Consider the following 10,000-nt stretch of genomic DNA (forward strand, 5'->3'; position numbering starts at 1 on the left):
AGCCCTTTCCACGTTCAAGCCTGGTGTGCGCGCCCCCATCCCAACCTCAAACGGGAGCTGCGACCTTCCCTCGGATAGGGCGGGACGCGCACACAAGCACGGAGCCCCAGGAATTTAGGTCCCCATCCCGGCCGGAGCCGGGTGTGCGCCCCCATGATAGGCACGCCGGCGCCGAATCACACAGTCGAAGACCCCGCCCCCACAGGCTTCACGGGCCGCACCACGTTGTACAGCGCGGAGACCACCGCAGCCCCGGCCGCCTGAGCCACCGCGAAACCGATGGTCTTCAGATCACCCGACGCCACACCAGCCGCGGCCGCGCCGCCGGCGACGATCGCGCCCGACAGGACGTTCTGCCACAGGGAGCGGTTGGCGCGCAGTGGCACCTCGCCGACACCGGGCGCACCGGCGGGCTTGAACCGGTTGTAGACGTAGGCGAGCACCGCGGCGAGCGCGGCCTGGCCGCCGACCACACCCAGGGTGCCCGCGTCGGTCGCCTCGCCTGCGGTCACGATCGCGCCGCCGCCGGCCACGACCGCCACGGAGAGGATGTTCTGGAGCAGGGAGCGGCCCGCGCGCAGCAGCGCGTCGGAGACGCCAGGAAGACGGTGAACCATGTCGGCTCCTTCGGAAGGATTCGGACTGTCCGGGCCGGGATGGTGCACGACGAGGGGGTTAACGTCGCCCGGCCCAGGTCACAGCCCTGTCAGAACCCTCCCTTAAGCACGATGCCCAGGACGCCGAACACCAGCGACACGACGATCGGCACCCAGGTGGAGAACTTCTTGGCGTTGTCCGCCATCGTCTGCACCCTCGACCGCTCGGCCGCCCGCTCCTCGGCCGCCGTCTGGATCGCCTTCGCGTGATCGTCCAGCCGCTCCGACACCGCCCGGTGGTTCTCGGCCACCGTGGCGGCCAACTCCGCATGCCGCCGCTCGTTCTGCTCCTGGCCCTGCCGGATGAGCGCGAGCTGACCGCGCACATCGGTGAACCCCACCTCGGCGATCCGCCGAACATCGGCCACCTGCCCGGCCACCCACGCCTGCTCATTCTGCTCGTCGGCCATCCCGCACCCCCAACACGCTCGGGCCCATGTCGGGGCGGCACGATAGGGACAAACCGGGCTTACGTCGCCACGGAGGTTGGTCAGAACTTGGTGGCGGAGTCCACCAAGGCGTTCCTCTCGAACCATTCGCGGTCGGGGAGTCCTCTGGCTTCGCGCAAGTCGGTCCCGCGCAAGTCGGTCCCGCGCAAGTCGGTCCCGCGCAAGTCGGTCCTGCGGAGGTCGGTCCTGCGGAGGTCGGCCTTGCGCAGGTCGGCCCCCTGCAGATCGGCCCCCTGCAAGTCGGCCCCGTACAGGTTGGCGTAGGTCAGGTCCGCCCCGATCAGCAGTTCGGCCTTGGTCAGGTTGGCCCCGCGCAGGTTGGCTGCGTGCAGGTTGATCCCGGTCAGGTCGGCCCCGGTCAGGTCGGCCCCGGTCAGGTCGGCCCCGTGCAGGTCGGCCCCGTGCAGGTCGGCCCCGTGCAGGCCGGTTCGGGTCAGGTCCGCCTCGATCAGTTCGGCCAGGCCCAGGTTGGCCCCGCGCAGATCGGCCTCAGTAAGGACGGCCCCACGCAGGTCAGCTCCCCCGAGTTGGGCGAGCGGAATGCGCACTTCGGCCAGGTCCAGCCAACCCCATTCATATACTTCGTCGTCGGGCGGATTACGGGCGAGCACGGTGAGTGCCGTCGCCACGTCCGTCGCAGGCGGGGGCGGCCCCTTCTTGGGGAACTTCGTCTCCGGCCTCGGGTCATGCTCGCGGACGTAGGCCGCCAGAACGTCGGTGATCGTCTGATGGTCGCGAGGGGAATCCCGCGAAAGACGTTCCAACGCGTAGATCGCCCCCACCCGCACCTCCCGCTTCTTGGAACCGAGCCTGCGCCGTCTCCAAGGTCCTGGCCGTGTAGATGAGGCCACCAGCAGTGAACACCAGCCCGAAGACGACGCCCCACGCGGTGAGGCGTTGCGCGGCTGCCCCACGGCTGGCATGGAGGACGTCGAGGCGTTCCTTGGGGGTGAGCCGCTCCAGCTCTTCCGGCGTGAGGGCCGGCACCTGGAGAGTTTTTGCTCGCCGCACCCGGGCGAGAACCCACCGCACGCCCCCCGCCACGGCAAGCGCGCACCCGAGAATCGTCAGCAGGACCGGCGGCAGGTCGGCTGTGCCGTACTCAGGCACCAGGTAGTCCGGCAAGATCTCCAGCACCGGAGCCCACCACGACGACGCCGGCACCGTAGCCAGGAAATGGAGGGCCGCCGTCACCACGACAGTGACGATCAGGAGGGGCGTGATCCAGATTAACGCCCGCAGCAAACGAATGCGTCGGCTACTCACAGGACTCAGAAAAGCCCACGCAGGCAGGCCGCGGCGAGCCGATGGCAGATCCTGGTCATCTGCCGGGCCACGAATTCGGCGGTTCCCCTTGCGCGGCCGCCCGCGGAGCGATGTGCTTCCCGCGTGGAAAGTTCTGACCGAACGCCCGACGAAGAGACAAAACCGGTCCTGATCCACTACACGACCGGCAACCTCACCGACAGCCAGGCCGCCACCCTCAACCGGTGGCGTGACCGGCTGGCCGAGGACCGGCCCCTGCCCGGCGCCCGGCACAAGGGCGGCCTGCTCCGCGAGTTCTTCAACCTAGACGACCGGCCGCCCTGCTCCCTGTCGGACGTCATCGCCACCGCCGTCATCCGGTACATGCGCCGGCCGCCCGAACCGCTCGACGTCGCCCGCTACGCCCACGCCTCCCGCCAGGCCCAGATCGACATCGGACGGTTCGGCGCCCGAGAGAACTCGCCCGTGCACAAGAAGGTCAGCTTCTACCTGCCGGAAGACGTGGCCACCAGGTGGGAGAACCTGCGCAAAGCCACCGGCCCCGCCGTGGTCGAGTTCGTCAAGGCCCTGCGTGCGCAGGTGGAGGAGGAGTTCCCCGGCCCGGAGCGACAGCGCGAACGCGGCATGGCGTTCTGGATGCGGCTGACCGCCAGCGGCCTGCCCGAGCACCCGCCCCGCATCCCGGGCGGCGTCATCGCCCGCATGGCCATCGACAAGCACGCCCGCCGCGACGTCGAGAAGATGATCCTCGAAGCCGCCGTCTACGCCGAGGAGGTTCACGTGCAGCCGCACCGGACCCGCCGCGACGTCCACGGCCGCAACGAGACCGTCACCCGCGGGCCCAGACGTCGCCGTCGACGCTGACCCACGATCGAGGCTCAGCGCGTGTCCGTCGTTCTGCCCCGATCGATATGCCGCTTGCCGTTGGTAAGAAGTGCCGCGCCCACCGGGCTGAGTGTGTGCAGCACGACGGCGGCATTGCGCTGGCTGATGATCAGTCCTGCGTCACGCAGAATAGCGATGTGGTGACTGATCGTAGACAGGGATACCCCGAGGCGCCGGGCCAAATCGCTCGTCGTGCCGCCGACAGCCACTGCCTGGAGCACCGCAGCGCGGGTCTCGCCGAGCAGCCGACCCAGAGCAGCTCCAGGTCGCGCCTGCGATGCCTCTGGGACGCGGCCTGCCGGGTAGACGACGGCTTGCGGCAGGTCGGGATTGAAGATGGTGGCCGGATGCAGGTAGGCGAAATAGGAAGGGATTAGCAGCAGCCCGCGTCCGCCCAGGTGGATGTCCCGGTCGGAAGGATGGCCAGGGATCTCCAGCACCGGGAAGTGCCAGCGCATCATCGGGTGGAAGCTGCCGAGCAGACCGTTCACGCCGCCCTCGCGTAGGGCCTGACGGCGGCGACCAATGTCGCTTTCGACGCGAGCGCGGATGGCCGGCCAGTACGGCCTCACCGCGAGCTGATGATAAGCGCGCATGGTGTCGGCGAGCTCGACCAGCGCGCCTGTTCGGGCTGAACGAAGATCGTCCAGCCAGGCGCCGTGCCCGGGCCCGTTTCCGCCAAGCAGGTCGATCTCCTGGCGTAGTCGGCTCCTGGGCGTGCTCAGGATCGCTTCTAAGGCTTCCTCCAGGCCGAGCGTGCCTTCGACGGGGGTGAGCAGGTCAGGGTAATAGGCAGCGTGCGGTGCGACCGGGAAAAGGCGTCCGCCGACTGGTCCCGCCAGGTGCGTGCGGTGCAGGTCACGGCGCACCCGATGGCACCACGTCCCGAAAGTTCTCCTGCCGTAGCCGCCCTGCAGGGCTTGCAGGCTGCCGCACACCTCCCACATCACATCTGGTCCTTCGACAACGTGCGTACGTGCGAGATCAGCACGGGTGAAATGAATGCGCATCCGCCCTTCCCAAGGTGCTTGTCCTGTCAAGGATGGGTGCTATCTGCTTATCGCGATCATTGAGGGATTAGCCGTTCTTTCCATAACGGCCGCAATGATCCTGACACCTGGCCTGCGGCACGGCAAATTGAGCCCCTTGATCCGGAGGCGAGGTGGGCTCTGCTGTTCGCAGGCAGGAACACAGCGCAGAGGGGCTGCGGCCTGGCGCTTTCGACTCAGATCGAAACCCTTTAGGTGAAATCCACCGAACTGGAGCACTGTGTGAATCGCGATTCGTTCTGACCCTGCACGCGGTTCGTAGATCACTGATGCGCGGGTCCTTAGTCGATTACCAACAGGGGAGACAAATGCGAAAGATCCTGGTCACACTCGCCGCGATGGTCGTCGCCGCACTCGGGCTGGCGGCCCCGTCGTCGGCCACGAGCTCCGCCGCAGACCAGCCGATCGTTCTCGTCAATGAGAAGGGGGAGAGTATCCGCGTCGTCCCGGTGCGCGCCAGTGAAGTAGGCGTGCTGGCCTTCAGCGACTGCCCGAACGGCTACGGCTGCTTCTGGGCGGGACTCAACGGCAGCGGCTCCCGATGGGATGCGCCCCAGTGCACAGGCGGTGGCTACTACAACCTGTCCGGATCATGGCTCGACAACAACATCGAGTCTGTCCGGAACAGAGGAGGGGGAACGATCCACCTGTACTACAACAGCACGGCGAACGACTACATGAGATCGATCGAGAACAATGGGGTAGGCGTGAACCTCTCCGACGGCCACCGTAACCAGGCCAGCAGTATCCGGATCGACTGCTGACCATCAAGCATGCTTGCGAGGTGGTCTACGCCAGCACCTGGGCCGATGACCGCCTCGCTCGCCTGTCCCCATGCAGCCGAGAGCAGGCCGAGGCTTCTCCGGCAGAATTCCCACCCTGCGCTCTGCAGCACTATGGAGTTCGCGGCCGCAGAGCTGAGCGAGCCGCCAGCTATCGATGTGAGCCGGCCACCACCGCCACGGCCGCCGAACCGGCGTTCACCTTCACCTGCACGTCCACCACCTTCCGCGCGCCGAACGCCCACTGCTCCGGCAGGAACCCTGACACGGTCACCGTCCCCGACGTCGTCACCGTCCGCGAGTCGATCTGCTGGCCGTCCGCACGCAGCTGCACCTCGGCCGACGACGCCCCCGACAGGGTGAGCGACACGTCCGCCGACACCGCGCTCCCCGAGCGCGGGAACGTCGTCCACGCGACCCGCGTCAACGTGGTCGAGCTGACGCTGTCGGCCACCGCCACGAACGGGAGCGTCCGCACCGAAGCCTGCAGCTCCAGCGCCTTCACCCGGGCCCGCAGGTCCGAGATCATGCGCACGAGGTCGGCCTGCTGAAGGTCCCCAGCCGCGATCTTCGCCATCGCTCCCCCTTCAGTCCGCGGCGACGGTGTGCTCGCCGGTCGTCACGGTCACCAGCTCGCCCTCATCCGAGTCCGGCTGCACCTTCAAGCTGACGATCTTCATGGGCCGGTCCAGGCCCGGCGACCCGTCCGGCAGCGCCGGATACAGGTGGTCCGTCACCACCACCCGCGCCATGCCGCCCAACTCCCACTGCCACCACCGCACATCAGGCGTGATCGCCAGGTCGAACTCGAACAGCTGCTTGGCCCCGCCGCTCGCGTCGGACGCCCGCCGGGTCTCCGCGTCGAGCGCGGCCTGGCTCGTCAGCCCGTCGAACGTCTCGGCCTGCTCGATCAGCGGCCACCCCTCGGCGAGCAGGTCCGTCCGCGTGACCGACGACAGGAGCACCCCGCCGTCCGGCTTGCGCAACTGCCCCCACGTCCTGGTGGCCAGCCCCCGCCGCGTGGACCTCCGGAAGCGTCTGACCGACCCCGGGTACTCGAGGGTCAAGCCCGTGTCGGGTGGGGAGTCCCGGTTGATCCTGCGGAGGATGAAGCGGGGCCGGTCGGCCACGGCGTCCCAGCCCGGACGCACGTACCAGTCGAACCCGCCCGGCGCCGCCGCCACCTCCGTGGCCTTGTCGAGGATGGTCGCGAAGTCCTCCGCCCGGTACTCGCGGTCCACGGGGCTGCCGGTGCCGGCCACGCCCTCGTGGGTGAGCCACCTGCGGTCGGCCTCCGCGCTGGCGTGTTCGAGCAGCCACGTCATCTCGGTGTCGGCCATCGTCCCCGCGCGCGGGCCGGTGAAGGCGACGTACCGGTGGCCGTAGATGGCGATGACCTCCTCCGCGCTGATCTTCAGCACGCCGGTCTCGCTGTCGTAGTCCTGGGGGTCCACGATCCGGCCGCCCCAGACGAGCTGCTCGCCCCGGTAGACGAGGATCATGGTCCGCTCCGGCCGCGTGGCCGCGGCGATCCGGCCGATCGTGTACGCGGCGTCGTACAGCGGGATGTCGGCGTTCAGCATGCCGGTGCCGCCGAGCGTGATCTCGAACGACACGTTCTGGAGCGGCAGAGAGTCCAAGGGCAGGTGGGAGTCCCAGTCGTACAGCACGTACTCGTACGGGGGCGCGGCGCCGCTGAGGTCCTGGAGGGTGGTGGCCTGGAGCATGACCCGGGCGGACCGGTTGCCGAGCTCGTCGGTCGCGTCGACGCCGACCGAGTAGGTGACGCCGGGGGTGAGCCCGGTGAAGGTGTAGACGCGGGACGGCACTTCGGCCATGAGCAGCCCGCCGAGGTAGGCGCCGTACCCGGTGACGCCCACGTTGTCGTCCGTGGACGGGTTCCACGCCAGAGTGATGGCGGTCTTGGCCGTGGCCACCACGCTGACCCCGCCCGGCACGGTCGGCGGGGTGGTGTCGGCCTGCGCCTTGACGGTGCGCGACCCCTTCGCGGACCGGTTGCCGAGCAAGTCGAGCGCGTCCACCGCCACCGTGTAGACCGCGCCGGCCGTCAACCCGGTGAAGGTGTAGCTGCGGCCCGCCTGGTCGGCCTTCTTGACGCCGTTCAAGTAGACGCCGTACGAGACGACCGCGGACTGGTCGAACGGGGTGTCCCAGCCGATCGTGATCCGGCCCGCGCCCAGCCCGGTCACCTTCACCACGGGCGGGACGGGCGGCGTGGTGTCGTTGATCGGCGTCACCACGAGTTCGGCCTTCTCCGACCGGTTGCCCTCGTAGTCGTAGGCGTCCACCTGGATCGTCACGGACACGCCAGGTGTCAGCCCGCTGAAGGTCGCCGTGCGCGAGCTGGTGGTGCCCTTGGAGACGCCGTTGATGTACGTCGTGTAGCCCGCCACGCCGGAGACGTCATCCGTGGAGGCGTCCCACGCCACCGTCACCGACGTCGGGGTCATGCCGGTCAGCCGCAGATTCCCCGGCACCGAGGGCGGCGTCTCGTCCGGGTTCGGCCCCCACGTGCCCGCCGCCCAGGCGTAGTTCGGCGTGGCGGACGGCAGGCCGGTGATCAACTTCTGCGACCACGACACCGACCCGGACGCGAACTCATCCACGGCCGTGGTGGAGTACACCCTTTTGACGGCGCCGTCGTTCCAGTCCCGGAACGCGTACCCCTTGTGCGAGTAGCCGCTGGGCCAGGACGCCACGGAGCTGTCACTGCCCGTCACGTAGACGGCGCAGCCGATCAGCGACACGCACCCGTCCGGCAGATCGGACGCGCCGTAGTAGGCAGAGCTGGACGTCAGGCCGGTGCCGGAGCCGTAGAAGACGTCCGCGTCCGACAGCTCGTACATCCAGATGCTGATGCGGTCCGTCGAGTCCGTGAGGCTGACCGTGACGCTGGAGTCGCCGCCGAAGCTCAGCTTGGACAGCATGCGGATGCCGAAGGTGTGCCGCGTCCATTCGTGCTCGGTGTAGCCGCCCGAGATGCTGTTGACGCTGGAGTAGGAGTTGACGAACAGGACGATGCGGTTGCCGTAGCCGACGCTGCCGAAGTAGTAGGTGTGCGAACTGGACGCCGACTGAGTCGTGTACGGCGTCGCCATCCGGACAAGTCCCATACAGCCGCCCCCCGATGGCCGATGTGGGTAGATGCGCGGCGGATCATCCCGAATCGGGGGGCTAACGTCGCTCCAGGCCGGCGGGGGTCACACCCAGGCGTCGAACGCCTCCACCACCAGCCGCGGACTCCCGGACGCGCCGGCGAGCGGCTGGCCGGCCAGGGTGAGCGTGTTCACGCCGCGCAGCAGCATGAACCACGCCGGCAGGTGCGCCACCGCCGGCCGGCCGGGGCGGGGCACCGGCCAGATCTCGGGCGGCACGTACGCCCACACCTGCCGCGTGGCCAGGTCAAAGCTGAGGCTGTACTGGGGGTCGGCGGGCAAGCTGGACCCGGTCATGGCCCGCATCACCGTCCCCGACTCTTCGTGCGTGATCGTCCAATCCCGGATCGGCCCGTACAGCCGCATCCGGGCCGGGATCTGCGGATACGTGCCCGCCATCGTCAACGTCAACGACGCCTGGCCGGGCAGCGCGGCGACCGTCGCCGTCGCCGAGACGGGCGTAACCGCGTACCGGCGCGGATCGGTCGCCTTGACCGTGAACGACCACGAGAACGCCAACGAGCCGAGATCCTGCGGCGGGGCCCTCGTGACCCACCGCACCCCCCCCCGCCCGGGGCGCAACGCGCCCTTCCCACGCCCCATCGACCCCGCCGAGACGGGCCAGACGCGGCCGGACGGGCGGCGTGGACGACCAGCCCTTCGCCTCCTCCACCACCCAGTCCACGCCGTACTGATCGCGGACGTTCCCGGCCCACGAGCCGATCCGGTAGACGGGCGACTCGATCGGCATGTACGCCACCGGCCGCGTGCTCACGGTCACGGTGTTGTCGGCCGACTCCTGGCTGAGCACGTCGAGCGCCGCCACCCGCACCGCGTAGTCGACGCCGGCAGTCAGCCCGGTGACCGTGTGCCGCCGCACCACGGGGCCGTCCACCGTGTAATCCATGCCGGGCGTCGAGTGGACCGGCTGGCCGTCGAGGTCTACCCGGTAGCCGACCACACCGAAGTCGTCCGTCGAGCTGGTCCAGGCGACGGTGATGGTCTCCTCCCCGGCCTCCACCGTCAGGACGGGCGCGGTGGGCGGGGCGTCGTCGAGCGTCCGCACGATCAGCTCGGCCGGCACCTGCGTGCGCTGCCCGATCGCGTCAACGGCCCACACCCGCACCTGGTGGTCGGTGTTCTCCACCAGGCCCTCGAACGTCGCGGTTCGCTCCGGCTGGTCGACGATGACCACGTCGCCGTCGAGGGCGACGTCATACCCGGTGACCGGGTCCTCGTCCGAGGCTTCGTCCCACGCCACCGAGAACGTCGTGTAATCCACCGACGTGGCACGCAGGTTCGGCGGCGCCGCCGGCGGATGGTCCGGCGCCGTACGCCCCGTGGCCTGGGCGCGGCTGGACCGGTTGCCGGACGGGTCGGCCGCGTCCACCTCCACCACGTACGCCCGGCCGGCGACAAGCCCGGTGAAGGTGTGGCTGGTGGCGGTCTGGTCGCCGCCCTGGGCGACCCCGTCGAGATAGACGCCGTACCCGGCCACGCTGACGTTGTCGCTCGCCGGCGACCACGACACCGTGAGCGTGGTCCTGGTCCTGCCCGTCACCTCCAGCCCGGCCGGGACGGCAGGCGGGGTGACGTCCGGGGTGGTGACCTGGAGCTGCAGCCGGTCGGAACGGCCATCAGCGGCGGCCGCGTCCACCTCGATCAGGTACGTCCGGCCCTCCACCAGGCCCGCGAACGTGAAGGTGGTGCCGGTCTGGTCGTCGCCGACCTTGACAC

General features: G+C 69.3%; 11 protein-coding genes. 2 read left to right on the forward strand and 9 right to left on the reverse strand.

Translation table 11 applies throughout. From position 1 onward, the window contains the following. Positions 1–176: 176 nt before the first annotated feature. The 4 genes from IO39_RS42860 to IO39_RS56400 form a co-directional block, all read right to left on the reverse strand. Entirely contained in the window at positions 177–617 is a 441-nt protein-coding gene (locus tag IO39_RS42860; protein ID WP_043637282.1) for a hypothetical protein, read from the reverse strand. Positions 618–706: 89 nt separating this feature from the next. Continuing rightward, the gene (locus IO39_RS42865; protein ID WP_043637284.1) at positions 707–1,066 is read right to left on the reverse strand and encodes a hypothetical protein; all 360 of its coding nucleotides are present in this window, start codon (positions 1,064–1,066) and stop codon (positions 707–709) included. Positions 1,067–1,146: 80 nt separating this feature from the next. Continuing rightward, the gene (locus IO39_RS53695; protein WP_169789222.1) at positions 1,147–1,887 is read right to left on the reverse strand and encodes a pentapeptide repeat-containing protein; all 741 of its coding nucleotides are present in this window, start codon (positions 1,885–1,887) and stop codon (positions 1,147–1,149) included. Continuing rightward, positions 1,790–2,371 (reverse strand): hypothetical protein, encoded by a 582-nt coding sequence (locus IO39_RS56400; protein ID WP_169789223.1) that lies wholly within the window; start codon positions 2,369–2,371, stop codon positions 1,790–1,792. Before IO39_RS56400 ends, IO39_RS53695 begins: the two co-directional genes overlap by 98 nt. Before the next feature lie 123 nt (positions 2,372–2,494). On the opposite strand from IO39_RS56400, the gene IO39_RS42880 reads away from it, so the two are divergent. Beyond that, positions 2,495–3,235 carry a hypothetical protein gene (locus IO39_RS42880; RefSeq protein ID WP_043637297.1) on the forward strand — a complete coding sequence of 247 codons (741 nt, stop codon included), beginning with the start codon at positions 2,495–2,497 and terminating at the stop codon, positions 3,233–3,235. A gap of 14 nt (positions 3,236–3,249) precedes the next feature. Here IO39_RS42880 and IO39_RS42885 read toward each other — a convergent pair whose 3' ends face one another. Then, on the reverse strand, positions 3,250–4,266 hold the full coding sequence (locus tag IO39_RS42885) for an ArsR/SmtB family transcription factor (protein ID WP_084774537.1): 1,017 nt from the start codon (positions 4,264–4,266) through the stop codon (positions 3,250–3,252). Between the two features lie 347 nt (positions 4,267–4,613). Between IO39_RS42885 and IO39_RS42890 the strand changes: the two genes are divergently transcribed. Next, positions 4,614–5,069 (forward strand): peptidase inhibitor family I36 protein, encoded by a 456-nt coding sequence (locus IO39_RS42890; RefSeq protein WP_043637300.1) that lies wholly within the window; start codon positions 4,614–4,616, stop codon positions 5,067–5,069. Between the two features lie 169 nt (positions 5,070–5,238). Here IO39_RS42890 and IO39_RS42895 read toward each other — a convergent pair whose 3' ends face one another. From IO39_RS42895 to IO39_RS42910, 4 genes are all read right to left on the reverse strand, one after another. After that, positions 5,239–5,664, reverse strand: coding sequence for a hypothetical protein (locus tag IO39_RS42895; protein WP_043637303.1), 426 nt, complete (start codon positions 5,662–5,664; stop codon positions 5,239–5,241). Between the two features lie 10 nt (positions 5,665–5,674). Then, the gene (locus IO39_RS42900) at positions 5,675–8,221 is read right to left on the reverse strand and encodes a fibronectin type III domain-containing protein (protein ID WP_157549788.1); all 2,547 of its coding nucleotides are present in this window, start codon (positions 8,219–8,221) and stop codon (positions 5,675–5,677) included. Positions 8,222–8,308: 87 nt separating this feature from the next. Then, on the reverse strand, positions 8,309–8,560 hold the full coding sequence (locus IO39_RS42905; RefSeq protein WP_157549790.1) for a hypothetical protein: 252 nt from the start codon (positions 8,558–8,560) through the stop codon (positions 8,309–8,311). Continuing rightward, positions 8,511–10,000: fibronectin type III domain-containing protein (locus IO39_RS42910; RefSeq protein WP_043637311.1), on the reverse strand; the 1,490-nt coding region annotated here is incomplete at its 5' end. The genes IO39_RS42910 and IO39_RS42905, both read right to left, overlap by 50 nt.

The sequence above is a fragment of the Nonomuraea candida genome, assembly GCF_000725485.1.
GTDB classification, from domain to species: Bacteria; Actinomycetota; Actinomycetes; order Streptosporangiales; family Streptosporangiaceae; genus Nonomuraea; species Nonomuraea candida.

Excerpts from the sequence above, each read along its gene's own strand:
- IO39_RS42865 (WP_043637284.1), bottom strand. The coding sequence starts at position 1,066 with ATGGCCGACGAGCAGAATGAGCAGGCGTGGGTGGCCGGGCAGGTGGCC.
- IO39_RS42885 (WP_084774537.1), bottom strand. The coding sequence starts at position 4,266 with ATGCGCATTCATTTCACCCGTGCTGATCTCGCACGTACGCACGTTGTC.
- IO39_RS42900 (WP_157549788.1), bottom strand. The coding sequence starts at position 8,221 with ATGGGACTTGTCCGGATGGCGACGCCGTACACGACTCAGTCGGCGTCC.
- IO39_RS42895 (WP_043637303.1), bottom strand. The coding sequence starts at position 5,664 with ATGGCGAAGATCGCGGCTGGGGACCTTCAGCAGGCCGACCTCGTGCGC.
- IO39_RS42905 (WP_157549790.1), bottom strand. The coding sequence starts at position 8,560 with ATGACCGGGTCCAGCTTGCCCGCCGACCCCCAGTACAGCCTCAGCTTT.
- IO39_RS42860 (WP_043637282.1), bottom strand. The coding sequence starts at position 617 with ATGGTTCACCGTCTTCCTGGCGTCTCCGACGCGCTGCTGCGCGCGGGC.
- IO39_RS42890 (WP_043637300.1), top strand. The coding sequence starts at position 4,614 with ATGCGAAAGATCCTGGTCACACTCGCCGCGATGGTCGTCGCCGCACTC.